The organism is Mycobacterium sp. NGS17, from assembly GCF_059813205.1.
Genome location: NZ_JCALED010000002.1, coordinates 116,906 through 139,224, shown reverse-complemented (window position 1 = coordinate 139,224; position 22,319 = coordinate 116,906). Strand labels below are relative to the sequence as shown.

Here is a 22,319-nt window from a genome sequence, read left to right as displayed (position 1 = left end):
CGACGCGGCTCCCGCGGGGACCGGCGGACGCGGTGGGCTGGCCGGCTAACGCGCTATCATGCTGTGCCGCAATCGATACGCCGATACTGAACCTCAGCGCCCGCTATCGTGCGTCTCGTTGCCGCGCTCGCGGGGCCAGGTGCCCGGCATCATCGGCATGCGGGGCCCGTCGCCGAATTCATCGCCGGCCACGGTGGTCAGGCCCGCCGCGACGATGGCTTCCTTGCGCGCCGTGCCGGCGAAGCCCAGGTTTGCGGCGCCGCGTTGCGACGCCGTCGTCACCGGGTCGTCCCAGTCCGGATCGACGTCGACGTTCATGTCCATGAAATCGTCGCCGTGGTCGCGTTGCCGCGCCCGCGTGCGCCGGCGGGCCCGCGCCGCGGCCGCCGCCGAGACGACGTCGGTGGCCGAATCGGGTTCGGGCGCTTTCTTTTTCGCACCGGACGCGGCGCTGGCGTTCATTCCCGAACCAAAGCCGATGCCGGGAGGCGCGAGGGCATACGGAGGGGTGAAGGGGACAGCGCCCGGGGCCGGTGGCGCGGCCGGGGCCGGGCTGGTCACCGTGGCCGCGGTGGGTGCGGGGGCGGGTGCCGCCGCGGCCGCCGTGGCCGGTGCGGCCGCCGGGGTCGTGGTGAGCGCCGCCGGCAGGATGTGCGGCGCGGCGGCGGGTGGGGCCACCGGCACCGCGGCGGGCGCAGCCGGGGGCGCCGTTGTGACCAGGCCCGCGAAACCGGCCAGCGCGCCGAAGGGGGCCGCGGCGACGAGCATCGGCAGCAACAACAACTGCGGCTGCGTCGGGAGCCAGCTGGCAAGCTGGGCCAGGTGTGTCGGCCAGTCGAGCAGCACCAGGTTGGTGATGAACTCGAAAGCGGCCGCGGGATTTTCCTGCAGCAAGGCTCCGAACCGCTGGAAATCCGAAAACAGTTCGAGGGCCCGGGCCACCCACCAGAGCACGTCGCCGGGGTTGGTGTAGGCCTCGTAGGGCAGTCCGTTGAGAGTCCCCTCGACCGGATCCCAGTCGATGCCGAACAGCCGCAGAAGCTGGGCGACGAACTGGTTGAGCGGGCTGTCGAAGCCGTGCTCGTGGTCGTGGTGGTCGTCCTCTTCCTCGTGGTCGTGGTGCGCGGTGGCCTCGGATTTCAGGATCGGCGGCGCCGGATCGGTGGGCGGTACTGCCGCCACCGTCGCGGCGGAGACCGCCTCATAGGTCGCCATGGTGCTGGCGGCCTGGACCCACATCCGCGCATAGTCGGCCTCGTTGACGGCGATCGGAATGGCGTTGATTCCAAAGAAATTCGTCGCCACCAGGGCGCCGTGGACCACATGGTTGGTGGCCAGCTCGGGTAGGGTCGGCATCGCCGCTAGCGCGGCGGCGTAGGCGGTGCCCGCCGCCTCGTGTTGTGCGGCCGCGGCGGCGCTGTGCGCCTCGGCCTGCGTCAACCAGGCCAGGTACGGGGCGTGCGCGGCAACGTAGGATTCGGCGCTGGGCCCCTGCCACGTCGTGGCCCGCGCCGACGACAGCAGCGCGTTGAGTTCTTCTGCGGCCGAAGCGTATTCGGCCCCCAGCGAGTTCCACGCCGCTGCGGCGGCGAAGATCGACGCCGGTCCCGGGCCACTGCTCAGTAACGCGGAGTGCACCTCCGGCGGGGAAGCCATCCACACCGGTGCGGTCATCGCCGGGCACCCCCTCGGCGGTCGGCCCTCGGCGGGGTGATTGCGGCGGGCAACGTCGTCACGGCAACTCCTGGGTTGGGCGAGGTTCGCAGAATCCGGGACTAGTTCATTGAAAATGATTGTCGTTATCAATACTCGGGCGCCGACCTCATATCAAAGGCATAGAAACGGCAGCACACCGCGTTTGCGCTGTAACCCTGCGGGGGCGGAGACGACGCGGCCAGCCACTAGACTCGCGTGCGTGGCCGACCCCACCCAAACCCCTGAACTCGAGGTATCCGATGCGTCCGGTGCGCCGGCTCGACCGGTGCTCGTCGTGGACTTCGGCGCGCAGTATGCGCAGCTGATCGCCCGCCGCGTCCGCGAGGCCCGAGTGTTTTCCGAGGTCATCCCGCACACCGCCACGGTCGAGGAGATCAAGGCCCGCGACCCGCTGGCGCTGGTGCTCTCCGGCGGCCCGTCCAGTGTCTACTCCGACGGCGCGCCCCAGCTCGATCCGGCTCTGTTCGATCTCGGGGTGCCGGTGTTCGGCATCTGTTACGGGTTTCAGGCCATGGCGCAGGCGCTGGGTGGGACCGTCGCGCACACCGGCACCAGCGAATACGGGCGTACTGAGCTGAAAGTCCTTGGTGGGGAACTTCATTCGGGGTTACCGAGTTCGCAGCCGGTGTGGATGAGCCATGGCGACGCGGTCACGGCGGCGCCGGACGGGTTCGAGGTGGTGGCCAGCAGCTCCGGCGCAACGGTGGCCGCCTTCGAAAACCGGCAGCGGCGCCTGGCCGGCGTGCAGTACCACCCGGAGGTCATGCACAGCCCGCACGGGCAGCAGGTGCTCAGCCGATTCCTGCACGACTTCGCCGGGCTGGGCGCGCACTGGACGGCCGCCAACATCGCCGAGGCGCTGGTCGAGCAGGTGCGCGCCCAGATCGGGGACGGCCGGGCGATTTGCGGGCTGTCGGGCGGCGTGGATTCCGCGGTGGCCGCCGCGCTGGTGCAGCGCGCCATCGGGGACCGGTTGACGTGTGTCTTCGTCGACCACGGGCTGCTGCGCGCCGGTGAGCGCGCACAGGTGCAACGCGACTTCGTCGCGGCCACCGGCGCCAACCTGGTCACCGTCGATGCGGCCGACACCTTCCTGGATGCGCTCGCTGGAGTGACCAATCCCGAAGGTAAGCGCAAGATCATCGGCCGCCAGTTCATCCGGGCCTTCGAAGGCGCGGTGCGAGACATCGTGGGGGACAACGGTTCCGACGTTGAGTTCCTGGTGCAGGGCACGCTGTATCCCGACGTGGTGGAGTCCGGTGGCGGCAGCGGCACCGCGAACATCAAGAGCCACCACAACGTCGGCGGCCTGCCCGGCGATCTGAAGTTCAAACTCGTCGAGCCGTTGCGGCTGCTGTTCAAGGACGAGGTCCGCGCCGTCGGGCGCGAGCTGGGCCTGCCTGAGGAAATCGTTGCGCGCCAGCCGTTCCCGGGGCCCGGCCTGGGAATCCGGGTCGTCGGCGAGGTCACCGCGGCGCGGTTGGACACCCTGCGGCGTGCGGATTCGATCGCGCGCGAGGAGCTGACCGCGGCGGGCCTGGACAGCCTGATCTGGCAGTGCCCGGTGGTGTTGCTGGGCGACGTCCGATCGGTGGGCGTGCAGGGCGACAACCGCACCTACGGGCACCCGATCGTGCTGCGGCCGGTGACCAGTGAGGACGCCATGACCGCCGACTGGACCCGGGTTCCCTACGAGGTGCTGGAGCGCATCTCGACCCGAATCACCAACGAGGTAGCCGAGGTCAACCGCGTGGTGCTGGACATCACCAGCAAGCCACCCGGCACCATCGAGTGGGAGTAGCCCGCTTTACCGACGGGCAGAATCGACCTGGTCGGCCGAGTAGCCGATAACGGGACGCGAATCGCCATACACGTCGAGGGTGTGCAGGAAGCGGTGCAGTCCCATCGTCGAGGCGCACGTGAATCCGAGTTCGACGATCTGCGCCGCGGTGAAGTGTTCTCCCAACCGCCGGTAGAACTCGTCGTCGATCGAGCGGTGATCGCCCGAAAGCCGGTCGAGGAATTCCACGGCGATCTGCTCCTGCGGCGTCAAAGCGTCGTGCTGCGGGGCCAGCAGACACGCAACGTCTTCGTCGGTGATCGAGTCGTGCTTGCGGGACTGGCTGCAGGGTTCGCACTCGCCCAGCTGGGCGCTGCGGATGCGCACCAGCTCCAATATCCTTGCGCCGAGCAGGGTTTCGGCCCCAAGCTGGGCCCTGGCCGTGTTGACCTGGTCAAGTTGCGCGCTGCGATACGCGAAAATCTGCAGCGGCACCGGCGTGGCGTAGAGTCCCGCTTCGACTCCTGCCTCGACGATGTGGCGCGAATGCTCGCTGAGCCGATCCATCGGAATGGGTTCGATACGAGGCATGATCGTTCCAGAATCCTTCCTCAGGTCGGTCCCAGGGCGTATACGCCGGTCTTTGGATCGTGGTACCAGCCGCCGGCGGCGTGGGTCCCGCCGTCGACATGGATCGTCTGTCCCGTGATGTAACTGGACATGTCGGATGCGAGAAAGACTGCGGCGCCGGCCATCTCGTCGACGTGGCCGGCGCGCCCCATCGGAACGACGGAACCGAAACGTCCCTCCGAGCCCGAAGGGGCCATCTGCATGATGCCTTCGGTCAGCGTTATGTCGGGGGCCAGAGCGTTCACCCGAATGCGATGCGGTGCGAGTTCGAGAGCCGCGGTCTTGGTGTAGTTGATCACGCCGGCTTTGGCCGCCGCGTATGTCGCGAAACCCGGTGCGGCGCGGACGCCTTCGATCGAGGTGACACTGATGATGCTGCCCGCCAGCTTTCGTTCAACCAGTCCGCGCGCCACCCGTTGGGTGCATAAGTAGACGTGGCGCAGGTTGGATTTGTACAGCGCGTCCCAGCCGTTCTCGCTCGTGTCGAGGATGCCGGACCAGAAGACCCCTCCGGCGTTGTTGACCAGGATGGTGACGGGGCCGAGCTCCCCGGTGGTCCGTGCGAGTGCGGCGTCGACGGCGGCGCTGTCGCGCACGTCGGTAGGGATGCCCAGCGCGCCGATCTCCTCGGCGGCCGCTGCGCACGATTCGGGGTTGCGCTCCCAAATCGCCACCTTCGCGCCGAACGCCGCTAACCCCGCGGCGATGCCGCGGCCGATGCCTGCCCCGCCACCGGTGACGACTGCGACGCGGTCGGTCAACAGGATGCTCGCCGGATCGAGCGTCATAGATGTCAGCATAGTATTTACAGTTCACGCATTACAAGTTTTACTGTAATTGTTTGATATGTAACGAAGGGGTCGGACCATGGCCGATACGATCTTCGTCACCGGTGCCACCGGCCAGACCGGCGGCAATGTCTGCGAACAGCTGATCGAGCGCGGCGACCGGGTCCGCGCGCTGGTCCGCAATCCGGACGAGGCCACGGCGCTGGCCGGTATCGGGGTCGAACTGATCGAGGGCGACATCAGCGACGCCGGCGATGTGCTTCGGGCGGCCAAGGGTGCCGAAGCGGCCATCCACTGCGCGGCGCTGCTGGGCGGGGCAAGCCAAGACCTCGACGACTTCAAGGCGGTCAACGTGGTGGGCACCGCCAACGTGCTCGATGCGGCAAAGCGCCACGGCATGCGCCGAGTCGTCGCGCTGAGCACGGCCACCTTTTTGAACCTGAGCACCAACCTCGACTTCGAGGAGGCCCCGGTGCTGGAGAACCCGCCCACCGATCCCTATACCGTCACCAAGCTCGCCGCGTTCCTGGACGCCCACCGACGTGCCGCCGCGGGCGAGGACGTGCTGACCTGCCACCCCGGCGCGATCTTCGGACCCGCGCCCGTCGTCGAGCGTGCCCTGCACCGCACCAGCTTCAACAGGGTGCTGCTGGCCGGTCTGCGCGGAAAGATCAAGCGCTATCTGGCCTTTCCCGTGACATGGGTCGCGGGCAGGGATGTCGCCAAGGGCTCGATCGCCGCGCTGGACCGCGGAATCGCCGGCGAGCGATACCTGTTGGTCGGCCAGTCGCAGGCCACCATCAGCACCGCCGCCGGTATCAATCGCGCCTGTGAGATCGCCGGAATCGATCATCGGGTCGAAGATCTCGACTACCGGTCCGACCCGGAAGCGTTGACGGCAGAGTTCGGGCCCACCTTGATGGCCATCGCCGAGGCGGCGGCCAAGGACGTCCGCAAGCCCAGGTCCAAGGACAACCTGACGGCCCGGCGCCTCGGCTACGACCCGATGTCGTTCGACGACGGGCTGCGCCTGCTGATCCCGTGGCTGCGTGAACTGGGCCGGCTCGATTCGGTGCCCGCCTGAAAGGGGAGGCCGCAGTGCCCACGGCCGAACCGCGCCAATCCTCTTCACCCCAGGCCGATGTGGCCGACCGGATACTCGACGCCGCGCGGCAGCTCGTGCTCGGCATGGGCGCCCGCAAGCTGTCAATGTCCGACGTTGCGACCCGGGCCGGGGTGTCCCGGCCGACCATTTACCGCTACTTCGCCTCCAAGGAGGCCCTGATCGATGCGCTGGGGACCCAGGAGCGCCGGCGCTTCAACGCGGCCCTGGACAGGGCGATGGCCGGGGTGACCGGGGTTGCGCGGCTGGAGGCCGCCGTCGACGTCATCGCGACTTTCGTCGAAGATCAGCCGCCCGGGCGGCAGCTCGACCTGGAGCCGGGTTTCGCGTACCAGCAAATGGCCCGGGCGCTGCCGATGATCACCGAAGGGCTGGTGGGCGTCCTGCGCCAGTGCGCGCGCGAGGGTGGCTTCGGTGCCGCGGCGGCCGCCCCTGACCTTGCGGGTGCGATCGCGCGAACCGCCTTGAGCCATTACATATTTCCCGATTCCGATCCGCTGGCGGCCCGTCGGCAGATCCGCGCGGCCGCCGGCTTTGGATGAGGGGCCGGCGGTAGCGCCGAAAAAATTTCTCACCAAAAAAGCACCATCAGTCCCATCAGTATCGATCGCATAACGCTGTCCCTCACGTTGCTTGACGGCTGTCGGAGGGCGAGTGTTTACTTCGAACATACTTTCGAATTGGGATTAGGGGAGGCTGGTCATGACCGCGGCTTTTGCCTCCAGTCGTCACCGGGAAACCCGTGCTGAGCAGCTGGAATCGCTTCGCCGGCGGATGGCGAGCATCTCCGGGAAGAAGGCCGCGCCCGCCGCCGCCGCGCCCACTGAGGACCTGCTGCCGAACTCGGAATCCCAGCTGGCCCTCCCGCCGTGGCTGGCCGAACTGCTGCCCGCGCCGGTGCCGCGGGGCACGGTCGCGGTGCTCTCGGGCGCCCGGTCGCTGCTGCTGAGCATGGTGGCCGCCGTCACGGCGGCCGGCGGCAACGCTGCAATCGTCGGCCAGCCGGACATCGGGCTGCTGGCCGCCGCGGAGATGGGTGCGGATCTGAGCCGGCTCGCGGTGATACCGGATCCCGGCACCGATCCGGTGGAGGTGGCCGCGGTGCTCGCCGACGGCATGGATCTGGTGGTCCTGGGGCTGGGTGGGCGCCGGGTGCCGCCCACCCGGGCGCGGGCGGTGGTGGCCCGCGCCCGGAACAAGGGCTGCACCCTGTTGGTCACCGGCGGCGATTGGCAGGGGGCGCCGACGCGCCTTGCCGCCCGGGTCTGTGGTTACGAGATCACCGCAGACGGCCGTCCCGGATTCGGCCGGATCGGTGGGGTGCGGCTGCAGGTCAGCGGGACGTGCGCGGGACGACGGGTGATGACCCCAGCGCGAGCCGGGTAGCCCATGGTATCCCCTTCTAACTCAAGGGTTTTGGCGATCTGGTGCATGGATTGGCCCGCGGTCGCGGCGGCGACGGCCGCGGGTCTGTCCGCGACCGCCCCGATCGCGGTCACGCTGGCCAACCGGGTGATCGCCTGCTCGTCGGCTGCCCGCGCGGCGGGGGTGCGGCGGGGACTGCGGCGTCGGGAGGCGGCCGCCCGGTGCCCGCAACTGCACGTCACCGCCGCCGACGCGGACCGCGACGCCCGTTTTTTCGAAGCGGTGATCGCGGCGGTGGACGACCTGGTGCCCCGCGCCGAGGTGCTGCGGCCCGGCCTCCTGGTGTTGCCGGTGCGTGGGGCGGCCCGCTATTTCGGGTCCGAGGCCACCGCCGCCGAACGGCTGATCGATGCCGTGGCTGTGAGTTCAGTGGCCGGCGCGGAGTGTCAGGCCGGGGTCGCCGACCAGTTGTCCACCGCGGTCTTCGCGGCGCGGGCGGGCCGTGTCGTCGAGCCGGGGGGTGACGCGAAGTTCTTGTCGGTGCTGTCCATCCGCCAACTCGCCACCGAGCCGAGCCTGTCCGGCGCCGGCCGAGAAGAGCTGACGGACCTGTTGTGGCGGATGGGGATTCGCACCATCGGGCAGTTCGCCGCGCTGTCGCGCAGCGACGTGGCTTCCCGGTTCGGCGCCGACGGGGTGGCCGCACACCGGTTGGCCCGCGGCGAACCCGAACGACCGCCGTCGGGCCGGGAGCCGCCGGCCGAACTCGAAGCCGTGCTGGACTGCGACCCGCCGATCGACCGGGTGGATGCCGCGGCGTTCGCCGGTCGCTCACTGGCCGGCAGCCTGCATCAGACGCTGATGGCCGCCGGTGTGGGATGCACCCGGCTGGCCATCCACGCCGTCACCGCCAACGGCGAAGAACTGCACCGGGTTTGGCGGTGCGCCGAGCCGTTGACCGAAGACGCCACCGCCGACCGGGTGCGCTGGCAGCTCGACGGATGGTTGAGCAGCCGCACCGCGCGCAATCCCCGTCCCACCGCCGCGGTGACGCTGTTGCGGCTCAAGGCGGTGGAGGTGGTCTCCGCCGAGGCGCTGCAGTTGCCGCTCTGGGGCGGCCTGGGCGAGGAGGACAGGCTGCGGGCTCGCCGGGCGCTGGTGCGGGTGCAGGGTCTGCTCGGCCCGGAGGCGGTGCGAGTGCCGGTGCTGTCCGGCGGGCGCGGCCCGGCCGAACGCATCACGCTGATCCCGCTCGGCGACGAGCCGGTGCCGCGGGCCGATCCCGATCCGCCGTGGCCCGGCCGGCTGCCCGAGCCGTCACCGGCGGTGCTGCTGGACGACCCGGTGGAACTGCTTGACGCCCAAGGAAACCCGATACGGGTGACCATCCGGGGGCTGTTCTCGGCCGACCCCGCACGCATGATCGCCCACGGCCGCGACGAGCGGCTGTGCTGGTGGTCCGGGCCCTGGCCGGTCGACGAGCGATGGTGGGACCCCGAATTGAGTAAGGGCCGCACCGCCCGCGCCCAGGTGTTGCTGGAGAACGAGCGTGCGCTGCTGCTGTGCTATCGCCAGCGACGCTGGTATGTGGAGGGGAGTTACGAGTAGGTGGGCCGCAGCGCCTCGGGGGTCAGGTCCTTCAGCGAGGGATATCCGTCGACGGCCATGATCAGGTCCGCCTCGGCCAGCAGCGAGCGCAGCACGTGCACGACGCCGTCGACGCCACCGAGCGCCAGCCCGTAGGCGTAGGGCCGGCCGATCCCGACGGCCGTCGCCCCCAGCGCGAGCGCCTTGATGATGTCGGCCCCGCTGCGCACACCCGAGTCGAACAGCACCGGCATTCCGTCGGCCGCCTCGAGCACTTCGGGCAGGCAATCCAAGCAGGGCAGCCCACCGTTTGCCTGCCGTCCGCCGTGGTTGGAGCAGTAAATGCCGTCCACGCCAATGTCTTTGGCGCGGCGAACATCGTCGGGGTGGCAGATGCCCTTGACCATCAGCGGCAGGTCTGTCTCCGCCCGCAGCCACTCCAGGTCGTCCCACCGGAACGGGCCGCCGAAGATCGGCAGCTTGCGCACCGCCGCCTCGGTGGCGTCTTCGCCCGGGCTCAGGTCGGCGCGAAAAACCGGGTCGCTGGTGTAGTTGGCCAGGCACCCGCTGGGCACCTGCGGGTAGTTCCCCCCGCTCAAATCACGAGGCCGCCAGCCCGTGACCCAGGTGTCCAGGGTGACGGCGATGCTTTTGAAACCGGCCGCCTCGGCGCGGTGCACCAGGCTGGCGCCCATCTTGCGATCCGGCGGCGTGTACAGCTGGAAAAACGCCGGGGTGTCCCCGAGCTCGGCGGCGATATCTTCCATCGGGTCGGAGGTAAGCGTGCCGACGAAGAACGGGACACCGGTGCGGACCGAGGCCCGCGCACACAGCATGTCCCCGTGGCCGTTCGGGTCGCACACCCCGATGACGCCGATGGGTGCCATGAAGATCGGAGACGGAAACTTCATGCCGAACAGCTCGACCGACATGTCGCGTTCCTCCGGGGCGATCCCCATCCGCGGATACAGGCCCCAGCGCTTGAACGCCGCACAGTTGGCGCGCTGGGTGTGCTCGTCACCGGCGCCGCCCGCGACGTATTGCAGCACTTTCGGCGTCATCGCCGCGGCGGCCTTTGCCTCCAGGTCCTCGAACTTGATCGGGTACTGAGGCTGATTTCCGTGCAGGGACTGGTCGTACAACTCTTTTTGATAATCGGCGAAGGCCATAGTCGCTGACTTCCCCGTGCCTGGATCACCAAACGAGCGCTCGAGGATCAGCGCGGCGGTCTATGCCGCGGATCAGTAGCGCCCGAAGGCGATGGCCACGTTGTGTCCGCCGAACCCGAACGAGTTGTTGATCGCGTACTCGTAGTTGCCCGGCCGTGGTTTGCCGGCCACGACGTCGAGGTCGATTTCGGGGTCGAGGTTTTCCAGGTTGAGCGTGGGCGGGACCACCTGGTCGCGCAGCGCGAGCACGGTAAGGATGGATTCCACGGCTCCGACCGCGCCCACCGAGTGGCCCAGCGCGGCTTTGGGGGCATAGACGGCCGGCTTGTTGCTGCCCAGCGCGTTGTTGATGGCCTTGCTCTCGGCGACGTCACCGACGGAGGTGCCGGTGGCGTGGGCGTTGACGTGGTGAATATCGCTGGGGGACAGGCCCGCGAGCTGGATGGCCCGGCTCATGGCGTGCCCGGCGCGTTCGCCGTTGGGGTCCGGCGCCACCATGTGGTAGCCGTCGGAGGTGATGCTGGCGCCCATGATGCGGGCCAAGATGTTGGCGCCGCGGGCTTTGGCGTGCTCCTCGGTCTCGATGACCATCAGCGCGCCGGCCTCGCCGAACACGAAGCCGGTGCGGTCGCGGTCGAACGGGCGACACGCGCCGGCCGGGTCGTCGTTCTTGGTCGACATCACGATGCGCATCTGAGCGAACGCCGCGATCGCGACCGCCTCGATCCTGACCTCCACGCCGCCGCAGATCGCGATGTCGGCCTCGCCGAACACGATGTTGCGCCACGCCTGCGCCACGCCCTCAGAACCCGACGCGCACGCCGACACCGGCGTGATCACCCCGGCCTTGGCGTGCCGCTCCAGTCCCACCGCGACGGCCGCTCCGTCGGGCATGTACTTCGACACCGCCAGCGGTGAGACCCCCTTGATGCCGCGAGCCCGCAAATCGTCGTAACTGAACACGATCTGCTCCGCGGACCCCAGGCCGGTGCCGATGGACACCATCAACCGATCGCTGTCGACCTCCGGCGAACCGGCGTTCTCCCAGACCCGACGGCTCAACACCGTCGACATCCGCTGCAGGTAACCCATCCGGTGGCGTTCGGCGCGCGTCAGTCCGGCGTCGAATTCCTCCTGCAGATGCCCGCCGATGCGCACCGGCAGGTCGAATTCCTCGACGAACGAGTCCTCGAGCTTGCGGATACCACTTTGCCTGTCCAGCAACAACTTCCAGGTGGTTTCGGCATCAGTTGCCAGCGCGGTCGTCATCGCCACACCGGTGACGACCACATTAGGCAACGCTTTTCCGGTAACCAACTCCGTCATGACTTGCAAAAACCTTTCACTTTCAGGGCCGCCGACGCGTCACGTCGACCCCCCTCCCCACCAAACATGAAAACACAATGCGTCATTGCCCCCAACGGCGGAAACGTTGGACGGCCGCCTTTCGCTTTGCGGATACCGCAGCTCACCCGGCGTTATTGCGCGCGGACCGCCTGCGCCCGCGCCATCAGCCCTCGACCGCCGGGCAGCGCGCCCACCACGGCGCGGGCCAGCCGGTCGCGGCCGTGCACACCGTCGGTCCTGGCTTTGCCGGCGCGCAGGTGGCGCCAGCCCAGGACCGCCCACGACGCCGCGACGACGGCGTCGGTCACCCCTCCGCGAGCGCGGCGCCGGTCGACCACGGCCAGGCCGAGCGCCGTCGCCGAGTGCACGGTGTCGACCCAAACCCCCGCCGCCAGCACCTCCGGGCCGGGATTGACCCCCGACAGCGCCGCCTGAGTCAGGTGGCGTGCGCCCAGGATCCGGGTGACGACGAGCGCCTTTCGGTCCACCCGCACCCCGTGGATGTGCTCGAGCACCTCGCCCGGGGCGGCCAGCAGCACGGCGCCCCACCCCGCCCGGATCAGCTCGATCGCACGAATCTTCATTCAGAAACCCCCTATTTGACGTGCGAACAGTCCCACCCGTTCGATGAACCGATCGAAAAATGCCGCCGCGTCCACGTCAATCCCGATGAGCGCGTTGGGTTCTCGACGGCTCGACCAATCCGTCACCGTCATGGCGCGGGTCAGCGTTCCGGTCAGCTCGATGTCCACCGTCGCCGGACGCGTCTTGACCAGTTCGGGATCCAGCGCGACGGCCGCGGCCAACGGATCGTGCAGGTGTGCCCGATACCCGTGGCCGAGTTCGTGATAGGCCTCCAGGTAGAACCGCATCGCGTCCTCGATCACCCGAATCAGCGGGTTGGACGCGCTCGACCGGGTTCCCGGCGCGTCATGTTCGCTCAGCAGCGTCGTCGTCGACTCCGCGACCGCCGCCAGGCGCGCCAGGTGATCGGGCGTCATCGCCACCTTGCGCGTCAGATCAAGGCCGCACAGAATCGGAAGCCGCTGTTGCCCAACGACTTCCGGGCACCAGGCGGCCAGCACCTCGGCCGCCGCCTCGGGGTCGACGCTGATGTTCCACTCCGCCACCGCGGTGGTGTTGCCCCGGTGATCGTAGGAACCGCCCATGATCACCAGCCGCTTGAGCAGCGCCGGCAACTCGGGTTCGGCGCGCAGTGCCAGCGCGAGGTTGGTCAGCGGCCCGGTCGCCACGCCGATGAGCTCGCCGGGATCCGCGCGCGCCGCGCGCACCCAGGCGCCGGCCGAGTCGTAGCCGGTGAGCCGGCCCGACCCCGGCGGCAGGTCGGCGTAACCCAATCCCCTGGGGCCGTGAACTTTTGACGGCAGCCGCATCGGGCCGGTCAGGGTCTGCTCGTAACCCCTGGAAACCGGGATCCCGGTGCGTTTACACAGCTCCAGCAGGCCCAGGTTGTTTTCGCAAACCTGCTTTACCCCAACGTTTCCCCCGGTCGAGGCGATACCGACCACTTCGGCGTCCGGGCTGGCGAACAGGTACATCAGCGCCAGCGCATCATCCACGCCGGTATCGACGTCGACGAAAACGGGCGAGTTCATTGTTTCCAAGATACCGGGGCTAGGCTGGCACGATGCCAACCACGTCGGAGCCCCCCGAGGGGACTGATCTCACGCCGCACTTCGACGATGTGCAGGCCCACTACGACCTGTCGGACGAGTTCTTCCGGCTGTTTCTAGACCCGACCCAGACCTACAGCTGCGCCTACTTCGAGCGCGACGACATGACGCTGGAAGAGGCGCAGATCGCCAAGATCGACCTCGCGCTCGGCAAACTCGGCCTGCAGCCGGGCATGACGTTGCTCGACGTCGGCTGCGGTTGGGGCGCCACGATGATGCGCGCGGTGGAAAAGTACGACGTCAACGTCGTCGGCGTCACCCTGAGCCGCAACCAGGCCGAACACGTCGAACGGCTGATCGCCCAGTCCGGCAGCCCTCGTTCGGCGCGGGTCCTGCTGAAAGGCTGGGAGCAGTTCGACGAGCCGGTTGACCGGATCGTCAGCATCGGCGCCTTCGAGCACTTCGGGCACGAGCGCTACGACGCGTTCTTCACCCTGGCGCATGACCTGCTGCCCGACGACGGGGTGATGCTGCTGCACACCATCACCGGGCTGCATCCGAAGGAGATGGCCGAACGCGGCATGCCCATCTCGTTCACGTTCGCCCGGTTCATCAAATTCATTGTCACCGAGATCTTTCCGGGCGGGCGGCTGCCGTCGATACCGATGGTGGAAGAACGCGCCACCGCGAACGGCTTCACTGTGAGTCGCGTGCAGTCGCTGCAGCCGCACTACGCCAAGACGCTCGACATCTGGGCCGCCGGACTACAGGCCCACAAGGACGAGGCCATCGCGGTGCAGTCCGAGGAAGTCTACGAGCGGTACATGAAATACCTGACCGGTTGCGCCGACGCGTTCCGGATCGGATACATCGACGTCAACCAGTTCACGCTGGAGAAATGATCACCAGTGCACGCCGGGCACCAGGCGGACCAGCCGCTTGACTGGGCGGGGTGTCCGGATGCCCCGGGCGACGGCGCGCACGGGCCGGCTGGGCTTGCGCCGCGCGGTCCGCGGAGCGGGCGTCGGCGCGGGTTCGGCGGTCAACCCGCGCGCCGCGGCCGAATCCGGATAGCCGAGGTAGAGCTGGTGCAGCACCCGTCGCGAGGTCCTCGGCGCGAAGTAATTGCCGGCCTCGGCCAGCGTGCCCAGCGGGGTGTCGATGCGGGCAGGCTTTTCCACCAGGCCGCGCACCACCATCGCCGCCGCACGCTCGGGGCTGATCGCCGGCACCGGGTTGAGCCGGTGTGACGGCACGATCATCGGGGTGCGCACCAGCGGCATGTGGATGTTGGTGAAGGTGATGTGGTCGGACAGCACCTCCGAACCCACCACGTCGGAGAACGCGTCCAGCGCGGCCTTGGACGGCAGGTAGGAGCTGTACTTGGGATTGCGCGCCTGCACGCCGGCGCTCGACACGTTGACGATGTGACCGAATCGCCGCTCGCGCCAATGCGGTAACAGCGCGAGCACCATCCGCACCGCGCCGAAGTAGTTGACCGCCATCACCCGTTCGTAATCGTGCAGCCGGTCGGTCGAGTTGACCACCGAGCGGCGGATCGACCGTCCGGCGTTGTTCACCAGGTAGTCGACGTGGTCGAAGCGCCCCAGGATGTCTTTGACCGTGTGTTCCACCGACGCGGAATCGGTGACATCGCAGGTAAAGGCATGGGCGGCACCACCATTGGCGCGGATCTCGGCGACCAGCGAATCCAGCGCCTCACCGCTGCGGGCGAGCGCGAAAACGGTTGCGCCCCGCTCGGCGATCGCGATGGCCGCCGCCCGGCCGATGCCGCTGGACGCGCCGGTGACGATGACGTGGCGGCCCCGCAACGGTTCGTGCGGATCGTCGCGGCGCGCACGGTCCGGATCCAGGTGCTCCGCCCAGTACCGCCACAGCTTGGGCGCGTAGCTGGAGAACTCCGGAACGTCTATGCCAGTGCCCCGCAAGGCATTTCGTGTCTTCTCGCTGACGAAGGTGGGCGCCAGGTCTACGACGTCGAGCACCTCGGCGGGAATGCCGAGCTGGGTGGCCGCCATGTTGCGCACGACTCTGGCGCGTCCGCGCACCTTGAGCACCGGAGCGGCAACCGCGCGGGGGAGTGAACCGCGCAGCGGCGGCAGCCCGGCCGCCTTGGCCACGCCGCGGTAGATGCCGCGCAGGCCAATCGTTTTCTCGGCGGTCAGGTGGAACGTCTGTCCGTCACGGCCGTCGGCGTGCATCAACGCGACCAGCGCGTCGACGACGTAGTCGACCGGGACGATGTTGGTGCGGCCGGTGTCGGGCAGCAGCATCGGGGTCAACGACGGGAGCACGGCCAGCTTGGCCAGCACCCCGAAGAAGTAGTACGGCCCGTCCACCTTGTCCATCTCGCCGGTGCGTGAATCGCCGACCACCACCGCCGGGCGGTAGATGCGATGACGCAGTCCGGGCGCCGAGCGCACCAGCAGCTCGGCCTCGAACTTGGTCTGGTGGTACGGCGTCGGCAGTTGCTGGCCGACGTCGAAATCGTCCTCGGTGTATTCGCCGGCGAAATCGCCGGCCACCGCGATCGACGACACATGGTGCAAGGTCGCGTCCAGCCGCTGCGCCAGCCCGATCACCGCGCGGGTGCCCTCGACGTTGCTGGCCCGCTGCTCGGGCTCGCCGGCGGTGATGTCATAGATCGCCGCACAGTGCACCACGTGATCGATCCGGCCCACCTCGGCAACGACCTCGTCGCTCAGCTCCAGCTCGGGCAGCCCGGCGACCAGCGGTTTCACCCGCTCGCCCCAGTGTTCGGCGAGCCGCTCGAAGCGGCCCAGCGACTCCCGTCGCACCAGCACGAACACCTGCGCGTCGGGACGTGATTCCAGAAGACGAGACACCACACGGCGACCAATAAACCCGGTACCGCCGGTAACGACATACCGCATGAAGACATGGTGGCGGTGACGGCCGCGCACGTCAACTGTGATGTTCAGCGCGCAGCGCTAGTTGCGGAAGTCGCGGATCCCGTCCCAGTCGACCAGCGTCCAGCCGTTCATCGGATTACCGCTGATCACCACGCGACCCGTATTGGGAATCGGGTGGCTGTCCATCAGGCTGTCCTTGGCGTTCTTCACGTTCAGCAGCGTCCACACCATGATGGAGTTCCGGTGCGAGAACACCACCGGGTTGCGGTGGCCGCTGTTGTAGATCTTGTTGGCGGCCCCGGTGAACTGGTCGTTGAATTCCTTGCCGCTGACCGAGCCGGGGATGCTGTTGGAGACGTCGCCGTTGATCCAGTCCACCGGCGCCAGCATGTACGTCGACTTCGACATCGACTCGGGCTTGCCGTTGTACCAGCCGGCGTTGATCTCCTGGAGGCCGGGCAGGACCTCCACCTGCTTGCCGAGCTCGGCAGCCAGCGGAGCGGCGGTTTGCTGAGCCCGGGTCATCGTGGAGGCGTAGACGCTGTCGTAGTCCTTATGGCCCAGTTGGTGCGCGAGCTGTTCGGCCTGCGCCTTGCCCTCCGGGGTCAGGCCCGGGCCAGGCACCTCGGTGTCGATGATGCCGGCGGCGTTGGCCTCGGACTGGGCGTGCCGGATGAACGTGACGGTGATGGACCGCGCCTGCGGCGAACCACCGCAGCCGGCGACGATCATCGTGGCGGTGAGCGCGGCGAGCGTCACCGCGGCTTTCCGGATCATGCTGCGCTTGGGCATGTCGATAGCCTGCCCTGCCGACGCCTCCGGTGGGAAGGGTTTGCGCTGGTTTGTTACCGCGCGGCCTACAGTAGCGCCGCGATTCCGCCGGATGCCAGAGTGGACTTCAGGATCCCTACCAACGATCAGGAGACATTCATGGCGATTGATCCGAGTGCCGTCGGCGCGGTCACCGAGCCCATGCAGTTCGAATGGACCGACCGGGACACGCTGCTCTACGCGCTCGGTGTCGGCGCCGGGGTCGAGGACCTGCCTTTCACCACCGAGAACAGCCACGACATCGACCAGCAGGTGCTGCCCACGTACGCGGTCATCTGCTGCCCGGCCTTCGGCGCGGCCGGTTTGGTCGGAAAGTTCAACTGGGCCATGCTGTTACACGGATCCCAAAGCATCCGGCTTCATGCGCCGCTGCCGCCCGCGGGCAAGCTCTCGGTCGTGTCCGAGGTCGCCGACATCCAGGACAAGGGCGAGGGCAAGAACGCGATCCTGGTGTTGCGCGGCCGGGGCACCGAGCCGGATTCCGGGCAGCTGATCGCCGAGACGCTCACCACCCTGGTCATCCGCGGTGAGGGCGGTTTCGGGGGCATGCCGGGGCAGCGGCCCGTCGCACCGGAATTCCCGGACCGCGAGCCCGACGCCCGCATCCCGCTGCCCACCCGCGAGGACCAGGCGCTGATCTACCGGCTCTCCGGTGACCGCAACCCGCTGCACAGCGACCCGTGGTTCGCCCGGGAGCTGGCCGGCTTCCCCAAGCCGATCCTGCACGGGCTGTGCACCTACGGGGTATCGGGTCGAGCGCTGGTGTCCGAGTTGGGTGGAGGTGTCGCGGCCAACGTCACCTCGATCGCGTCGCGGTTCACCTCGCCGGTATTCCCCGGCGAGACGCTGACCACGCTGATCTGGCGCACCGAGCCGGGCAAGGCCGTGTTCCGCACCGAGGCTTCCGGCCCGGACGGGGCCGACACCCGGGTGGTGCTCGACGACGGCGCCGTGGAATACGCCTAGCGCTGGAGATTTTGGAGCTGATCGGCCAGCCGGTCGGTGAACTCGCCCGCCCGGGCGGGGCTGTCCAGAGCGAACAGCGCCGCGGTGGCGCGGTCGCCGTCGTCGCCGTGGCGCACCAGGATCGGCACGCCATCGGCGCGCACCGCGTCGAACGCGTCCTCGTCGGTGATGTCGTCGCCGAGGTAGACCGGCGTCAGCGAACCCGACCCGGCCTCGTGCAGGTGATCGATCACCCAGCGCAGCGTTTTTCCCTTGTCCCAGTCCAGGTCTGGGCGCAGCTCGATGACCTCGCGGCCGGTGGTCACCCGGAGCTCGTCGTGGCGACCCGCCGCGCGCACCGCCGCCAGCACCTCGCCGACGCGGTCGCGCTCGGCGTTGCGGTAATGCACGGCCACCCCGAATCGCTTGTGCTCCACCGCAACACCGGCGATCGCGCCGAGCTGGTCGCGCAGCTGAGCGGCCGCCTGCTCGAGCACCGGGATAGCGGCGGCCGCGTCGTCGTTCTGGTGGTGCGTGCCGTCGGGGGCGGTCAGCTCGAAACCGTGGCTGCCGGCATACCAGACGCCAGGCACGCCAACGCGTTTCGTGACGTCGGCGAGATCGCGGCCGGACAGCACCGCGACGGGGCACCGAGCGGCCAGTTTTTCCAGCGCCTCGGTGGCCCCGGCGACGGGCCGCGCCGAGTCCGGGTCGTCGACGATGTCGGACAGGGTTCCGTCGAAGTCGAAGAACACCGCCGGTCGCCGGTCGGCCAGCCCATCGGCCAGGGCCTGCGACGCGTCGGGCAGCTGCGACATCCGGCGGTCGCCGGTCCGCACGGTCACATCGCCCAGATCGGCGACCACCGCGTCGGCCTCGCGTAACGCGCCGCCGTTCCCGGCCGGGTCGACGCCGATCACCAACGCGAAGCCGGCGGCACGCGCGGCCTCGACCCCCGCGGCATCCCCGGCGACTACGACGCAGCGGCCTGGGCGTACCCGCAGACCGTCGGCCGCCTGCACCGGACCGTCCGCCGAGATGACGGCGGCGCCCACCCCGATCTCGCGCAGCTGTGCGGCCAGCGCGGAGCCCAGCGCGGACTCGGTGTCGAACAGCACCGCATCGTGGCGGCGCGGGTCGATCGTGGCGGTCATTCCTCAACCCTTCCAGGACTCGGTAATCGAACATACTTTCGATATACTCGCAGGCGTGGGCTGGTTCAACGGGCCGCCGAGCTGGGCGGAAATGGAGCGGGTGCTCGACAGCAAGCCGCGCCATGCCGGGGAGTCGGCGGGCCCGGAATCCGACGGCCCGCTGTCGCGCAGGCGCGCGACGTATCAGCCGCCGGATGACGGCCGGGCGTCCCGCTCGTCCGTCGCTTATGCCGAGCTGCATGCGCATTCGGCGTACAGCTTCCTGGACGGGGCCAGCACACCCGAGGAGCTTGTCGAGGAGGCGGCCCGGCTGGACCTGCGCGCCCTGGCGCTCACCGACCACGACGGCCTGTACGGGGCGGTGCGGTTCGCCGAAGCGGCGGCCGAGCTCGAGATGCGCACCGTGTTCGGCGCCGAACTGTCGCTGGGCCCGGGCGCCCGCACCGAGCAGCCGGACCCGCCCGGCCCGCACCTGCTGGTGCTGGCCCGCGGCGCCGAGGGTTACCGGCGGTTGTCGCGGCAACTGGCCGCGGCCCATCTGGCCGGCGGCGAGAAGGGCAAGCCCCGTTACGATTTCGACGCGCTGACCGAGGCAGCAGGCGGCCACTGGCACATCCTGACGGGCTGTCGCAAAGGGCATGTCCGCCAAGCGCTTTCCGAGGGCGGCCCATCGGCGGCGGAGCGGGCGCTCGCCGACCTGGTGGACCGGTTCGGGGCTCACCGGGTCAGCGTCGAGCTGACTCATCACGGTCAACCGCTCGACGACGAACGCAACGCGGCGCTGGCCGCACTGGCCCCGCGCTTCGGTGTCGGCGTCGTCGCCACCACCGGCGCGCATTTCGCGGGGCCGTCGCGGCGCCGGCCGGCCATGGCGATGGGCGCCATCCGGGCGCGGGAATCCCTGGATTCGGCCGCCGGGTGGCTGGCCCCGCTGGGTGGTTCGCACCTGCGCTCCGGTGAGGAGATGGCCCGGCTGTTCGCGCATGTGCCCTTTGGGGGCCCTGACCCGGTGACCGCGGCCGCCGAGCTGGGCGAGCAGTGCGCGTTCGGGCTGGCGCTCATCGCGCCGCAGCTGCCGCCGTTCGACGTGCCCGCCGGGCACACCGAGGACAGTTGGCTGCGGCAGCTGACCATGGCCGGGGCGCGCGACCGCTACGGGTCGGCCGAGCACGCGCCGCGCGCATACGCCCAGATCGAACACGAACTCAAAGTCATTGCCCAGCTGACGTTTCCGGGCTATTTCCTGGTGGTGCACGACATCGCCCGGTTCTGCCGGGAGAACAACATCCTGTGCCAGGGCCGGGGATCGGCCGCCAACTCCGCGGTCTGTTACGCCCTCGGTGTCACCGCCGTCGACCCGGTGGCCAACGAGCTGCTGTTCGAGCGCTTTCTGTCGCCGGCCCGCGACGGGCCGCCCGACATCGACATGGACATCGAGTCCGATCAGCGCGAAAAGGTCATCCAGTACGTCTACGACAAGTACGGCCGCGACTACGCCGCTCAGGTCGCCAACGTCATCACCTACCGGGGAAAGATCGCGGTGCGCGATATGGCTCGCGCCCTTGGCTTTTCGCAGGGCCAGCAGGACGCGTGGAGCAAGCAGATCAGCCACTGGAACGGGTTGGCCGACTCACCCGATGTCGACGGCATCCCCGAACCGGTGGTCGACCTGGCCAACCAGATCCGGAACCTGCCGCGGCACATGGGCATTCATTCCGGCGGCATGGTGATCTGTGACCGCCCGATCGCCGACGTGTGCCCGGTGGAGTGGGCGCGCATGGAGAACCGCAGCGTCCTGCAGTGGGACAAAGACGACTGTGCGGCAATCGGTTTGGTGAAGTTCGACCTGCTCGGGTTGGGGATGCTCTCGGCGCTGCACTATGCCATCGACCTGGTGGCCGAGCACAAGGGGATCGAGGTGGACCTGGCCCACCTCGACCTCTCCGAGCCTGCGGTGTACGAGATGCTGGCCCGCGCCGATTCGGTCGGCGTGTTCCAGGTGGAGTCGCGCGCGCAGATGGCCACGCTGCCGCGGCTGAAGCCGCGGGTGTTCTACGACCTGGTGGTGGAGGTCGCGCTGATCCGCCCCGGCCCTATTCAGGGCGGGTCGGTGCATCCCTACATCCGGCGGCGCAACGGGCAGGCCCCGGTGGTCTACGACCACCCGTCGATGGAGCCGGCCCTGCGAAAGACGCTGGGGGTGCCGCTCTTTCAGGAGCAGCTGATGCAGCTCGCGGTCGACTGCGCCGGCTTCTCGGCCGCCGAGGCCGATCAGCTGCGCCGGGCCATGGGGTCCAAGCGCTCGACCGAACGCATGCGACGGCTGCGTGGCCGGTTCTACGAGGGCATGCGCGAGTTGCACGGCGCCGCCGACGAGGTGATCGACCGCACCTACGAAAAGCTGGAGGCCTTCGCCAATTTCGGCTTTCCCGAAAGCCATGCGCTGAGCTTCGCGTCGCTGGTCTTCTACTCGTCGTGGTTCAAGCTGCACCATCCGGCGGCGTTCTGCGCGGCGCTGCTGCGCGCCCAGCCGATGGGGTTCTACTCGCCGCAATCGCTGGTGGCCGATGCGCGCCGGCACGGCGTGACGGTGCACGGCCCGGACGTCAACGCCAGCCTGGCGCACGCCACCCTGCACAACGCCGGAACCGAGGTCCGCCTGGGGCTGGGTGCGGTCCGCCATATCGGCGACGACCTGGCCGGGCAACTCGTCGAGGAGCGAAAGGCCAACGGCCCGTTCGCTTCTCTGCTGGACCTGACGACCCGGTTGCAGCTTTCGGTGCCACAGACCGAGGCGCTGGCGACGGCGGGGGCTTTTGCCTGCTTCGACATGTCTCGCCGCGAGGCGCTGTGGGCGGCCGGGGCCGCGGCCACCCAGCGGCCGGGTCGGCTGCCCGGCGTGGGATCGTCGTCGCACATCCCGGCGCTGCCCGGGATGAGCGAGCTGGAACTGGCCGCCGCCGACGTGTGGGCCACCGGTGTCTCCCCGGACAGTTATCCGACGCAGTTTCTGCGGGCCGATCTGGACGCGATGGGGGTGGTGCCGGCCGAGAAGCTGGGCTCGGTGCCCGACGGCGACCGGGTGCTGATCGCCGGCGCGGTCACCCATCGGCAGCGGCCCGGCACGGCGCAGGGGGTCACGTTCATCAACCTCGAGGACGAGACCGGGATGGTCAACGTGCTCTGCGCGCCGTGGGTGTGGGCACGGCATCGCAAGCTGGCGAACTCGGCACCGGCGCTGCTGGTGCGCGGCCAGGTCCAAAACGCCAGCGGCGCGATCACCGTCGTCGCCGAGCGGCTGGGCCACATCACCCTGGCGGTCGGCTCGAAGTCCCGCGACTTCCGGTGACCGGCCC

Annotated in this window: 18 protein-coding genes; 8 read left to right on the top strand and 10 right to left on the bottom strand. The window is 69.1% G+C overall.

What is annotated here, in order from left to right; all coding sequences use genetic code 11:
• Window positions 1–93: 93 nt before the first annotated feature.
• Window positions 94–1,674 carry a PPE family protein gene (locus tag AC5Y7E_RS04720; RefSeq protein ID WP_499947702.1) on the bottom strand — a complete coding sequence of 527 codons (1,581 nt, stop codon included), beginning with the start codon at window positions 1,672–1,674 and terminating at the stop codon, window positions 94–96.
• Window positions 1,675–1,915: 241 nt separating this feature from the next.
• Here AC5Y7E_RS04720 and guaA point away from each other — a divergent pair, with 241 nt between their 5' ends.
• Window positions 1,916–3,517, top strand: coding sequence for a glutamine-hydrolyzing GMP synthase (gene guaA, locus AC5Y7E_RS04715; RefSeq protein ID WP_499947700.1), 1,602 nt, complete (start codon window positions 1,916–1,918; stop codon window positions 3,515–3,517).
• A gap of 6 nt (window positions 3,518–3,523) precedes the next feature.
• Here the strand turns inward: guaA and AC5Y7E_RS04710 are convergent, their stop codons facing one another.
• Both AC5Y7E_RS04710 and AC5Y7E_RS04705 read right to left on the bottom strand, forming a co-directional pair.
• Complete coding sequence (locus AC5Y7E_RS04710; RefSeq protein ID WP_499947698.1) at window positions 3,524–4,087, bottom strand: carboxymuconolactone decarboxylase family protein; 564 nt, start codon at window positions 4,085–4,087, stop codon at window positions 3,524–3,526.
• A 20-nt stretch (window positions 4,088–4,107) separates the two neighbouring features.
• Window positions 4,108–4,914, bottom strand: coding sequence for an SDR family NAD(P)-dependent oxidoreductase (locus tag AC5Y7E_RS04705; protein ID WP_499947697.1), 807 nt, complete (start codon window positions 4,912–4,914; stop codon window positions 4,108–4,110).
• A gap of 79 nt (window positions 4,915–4,993) precedes the next feature.
• Here AC5Y7E_RS04705 and AC5Y7E_RS04700 point away from each other — a divergent pair, with 79 nt between their 5' ends.
• The 4 genes from AC5Y7E_RS04700 to AC5Y7E_RS04685 all read left to right on the top strand — a co-directional run bounded on the left by AC5Y7E_RS04700 (window position 4,994) and on the right by AC5Y7E_RS04685 (window position 9,010).
• Entirely contained in the window at window positions 4,994–5,998 is a 1,005-nt protein-coding gene (locus AC5Y7E_RS04700; RefSeq protein WP_499920542.1) for an NAD-dependent epimerase/dehydratase family protein, read from the top strand.
• A 14-nt stretch (window positions 5,999–6,012) separates the two neighbouring features.
• Window positions 6,013–6,579: a TetR/AcrR family transcriptional regulator gene (locus AC5Y7E_RS04695; RefSeq protein ID WP_499947696.1), complete on the top strand. Its 567-nt coding sequence runs from the start codon at window positions 6,013–6,015 to the stop codon at window positions 6,577–6,579.
• 160 nt (window positions 6,580–6,739) lie between these two features.
• Window positions 6,740–7,423 (top strand): DnaE2-dependent mutagenesis accessory factor ImuA', encoded by a 684-nt coding sequence (gene imuA' / locus AC5Y7E_RS04690; RefSeq protein WP_499920537.1) that lies wholly within the window; start codon window positions 6,740–6,742, stop codon window positions 7,421–7,423.
• A 3-nt stretch (window positions 7,424–7,426) separates the two neighbouring features.
• Window positions 7,427–9,010, top strand: a complete 1,584-nt coding sequence (locus AC5Y7E_RS04685; protein ID WP_499947694.1) for a DNA polymerase Y family protein — start codon at window positions 7,427–7,429, stop codon at window positions 9,008–9,010.
• Here AC5Y7E_RS04685 and AC5Y7E_RS04680 read toward each other — a convergent pair.
• The 4 genes from AC5Y7E_RS04680 to AC5Y7E_RS04665 form a co-directional block, all read right to left on the bottom strand.
• Window positions 9,001–10,158 (bottom strand): alpha-hydroxy-acid oxidizing protein, encoded by a 1,158-nt coding sequence (locus tag AC5Y7E_RS04680; RefSeq protein WP_499947692.1) that lies wholly within the window; start codon window positions 10,156–10,158, stop codon window positions 9,001–9,003. The two genes, AC5Y7E_RS04685 and AC5Y7E_RS04680, sit on opposite strands and share 10 nt — an antisense overlap.
• Window positions 10,159–10,230: 72 nt before the next feature.
• Entirely contained in the window at window positions 10,231–11,484 is a 1,254-nt protein-coding gene (gene kasB / locus AC5Y7E_RS04675; RefSeq protein ID WP_499947690.1) for a 3-oxoacyl-ACP synthase KasB, read from the bottom strand.
• 152 nt (window positions 11,485–11,636) lie between these two features.
• The gene (locus tag AC5Y7E_RS04670) at window positions 11,637–12,089 is read right to left on the bottom strand and encodes a hypothetical protein (protein ID WP_499947688.1); all 453 of its coding nucleotides are present in this window, start codon (window positions 12,087–12,089) and stop codon (window positions 11,637–11,639) included.
• Window positions 12,090–13,121, bottom strand: coding sequence for a nucleoside hydrolase (locus AC5Y7E_RS04665; RefSeq protein ID WP_499947686.1), 1,032 nt, complete (start codon window positions 13,119–13,121; stop codon window positions 12,090–12,092).
• Window positions 13,122–13,153: 32 nt separating this feature from the next.
• Between AC5Y7E_RS04665 and cmaA1 the strand changes: the two genes are divergently transcribed.
• Window positions 13,154–14,041, top strand: a complete 888-nt coding sequence (gene cmaA1, locus AC5Y7E_RS04660; RefSeq protein WP_499920524.1) for a cyclopropane mycolic acid synthase CmaA1 — start codon at window positions 13,154–13,156, stop codon at window positions 14,039–14,041.
• On the opposite strand, the gene AC5Y7E_RS04655 is transcribed toward cmaA1, so the two are convergent.
• Window positions 14,042–16,054, bottom strand: a complete 2,013-nt coding sequence (locus AC5Y7E_RS04655; protein ID WP_499947684.1) for an SDR family oxidoreductase — start codon at window positions 16,052–16,054, stop codon at window positions 14,042–14,044. It lies immediately after the preceding gene.
• Window positions 16,055–16,111: 57 nt separating this feature from the next.
• Window positions 16,112–16,825: a histidine phosphatase family protein gene (locus tag AC5Y7E_RS04650; RefSeq protein ID WP_499947682.1), complete on the bottom strand. Its 714-nt coding sequence runs from the start codon at window positions 16,823–16,825 to the stop codon at window positions 16,112–16,114.
• Between the two features lie 138 nt (window positions 16,826–16,963).
• Between AC5Y7E_RS04650 and AC5Y7E_RS04645 the strand changes: the two genes are divergently transcribed.
• The gene (locus AC5Y7E_RS04645; RefSeq protein WP_499920518.1) at window positions 16,964–17,830 is read left to right on the top strand and encodes a MaoC family dehydratase; all 867 of its coding nucleotides are present in this window, start codon (window positions 16,964–16,966) and stop codon (window positions 17,828–17,830) included.
• Here the strand turns inward: AC5Y7E_RS04645 and otsB are convergent.
• A complete protein-coding gene (otsB, locus tag AC5Y7E_RS04640; protein WP_499947680.1) occupies window positions 17,827–18,963 on the bottom strand; it encodes a trehalose-phosphatase in 1,137 nt (378 codons plus the stop codon). The two genes, AC5Y7E_RS04645 and otsB, sit on opposite strands and share 4 nt — an antisense overlap.
• Window positions 18,964–19,018: 55 nt before the next feature.
• Here otsB and AC5Y7E_RS04635 point away from each other — a divergent pair, with 55 nt between their 5' ends.
• Window positions 19,019–22,312 carry an error-prone DNA polymerase gene (locus AC5Y7E_RS04635; RefSeq protein WP_499947679.1) on the top strand — a complete coding sequence of 1,098 codons (3,294 nt, stop codon included), beginning with the start codon at window positions 19,019–19,021 and terminating at the stop codon, window positions 22,310–22,312.
• The last annotated feature ends 7 nt before the right edge of the window (window positions 22,313–22,319 follow it).

What these genes read in the sequence shown, in the direction of transcription:
- AC5Y7E_RS04720 (WP_499947702.1), bottom strand. Translation starts at nt 1,674, where the DNA reads ATGACCGCACCGGTGTGGATGGCTTCCCCGCCGGAGGTGCACTCCGCG.
- AC5Y7E_RS04710 (WP_499947698.1), bottom strand. Translation starts at nt 4,087, where the DNA reads ATGCCTCGTATCGAACCCATTCCGATGGATCGGCTCAGCGAGCATTCG.
- AC5Y7E_RS04705 (WP_499947697.1), bottom strand. Translation starts at nt 4,914, where the DNA reads ATGACGCTCGATCCGGCGAGCATCCTGTTGACCGACCGCGTCGCAGTC.
- AC5Y7E_RS04700 (WP_499920542.1), top strand. Translation starts at nt 4,994, where the DNA reads ATGGCCGATACGATCTTCGTCACCGGTGCCACCGGCCAGACCGGCGGC.
- imuA' (WP_499920537.1), top strand. Translation starts at nt 6,740, where the DNA reads ATGACCGCGGCTTTTGCCTCCAGTCGTCACCGGGAAACCCGTGCTGAG.
- AC5Y7E_RS04685 (WP_499947694.1), top strand. Translation starts at nt 7,427, where the DNA reads ATGGTATCCCCTTCTAACTCAAGGGTTTTGGCGATCTGGTGCATGGAT.
- AC5Y7E_RS04680 (WP_499947692.1), bottom strand. Translation starts at nt 10,158, where the DNA reads ATGGCCTTCGCCGATTATCAAAAAGAGTTGTACGACCAGTCCCTGCAC.
- kasB (WP_499947690.1), bottom strand. Translation starts at nt 11,484, where the DNA reads ATGACGGAGTTGGTTACCGGAAAAGCGTTGCCTAATGTGGTCGTCACC.
- AC5Y7E_RS04670 (WP_499947688.1), bottom strand. Translation starts at nt 12,089, where the DNA reads ATGAAGATTCGTGCGATCGAGCTGATCCGGGCGGGGTGGGGCGCCGTG.
- AC5Y7E_RS04665 (WP_499947686.1), bottom strand. Translation starts at nt 13,121, where the DNA reads ATGAACTCGCCCGTTTTCGTCGACGTCGATACCGGCGTGGATGATGCG.
- cmaA1 (WP_499920524.1), top strand. Translation starts at nt 13,154, where the DNA reads ATGCCAACCACGTCGGAGCCCCCCGAGGGGACTGATCTCACGCCGCAC.
- AC5Y7E_RS04655 (WP_499947684.1), bottom strand. Translation starts at nt 16,054, where the DNA reads ATGCGGTATGTCGTTACCGGCGGTACCGGGTTTATTGGTCGCCGTGTG.
- AC5Y7E_RS04650 (WP_499947682.1), bottom strand. Translation starts at nt 16,825, where the DNA reads ATGCCCAAGCGCAGCATGATCCGGAAAGCCGCGGTGACGCTCGCCGCG.
- AC5Y7E_RS04645 (WP_499920518.1), top strand. Translation starts at nt 16,964, where the DNA reads ATGGCGATTGATCCGAGTGCCGTCGGCGCGGTCACCGAGCCCATGCAG.
- otsB (WP_499947680.1), bottom strand. Translation starts at nt 18,963, where the DNA reads ATGACCGCCACGATCGACCCGCGCCGCCACGATGCGGTGCTGTTCGAC.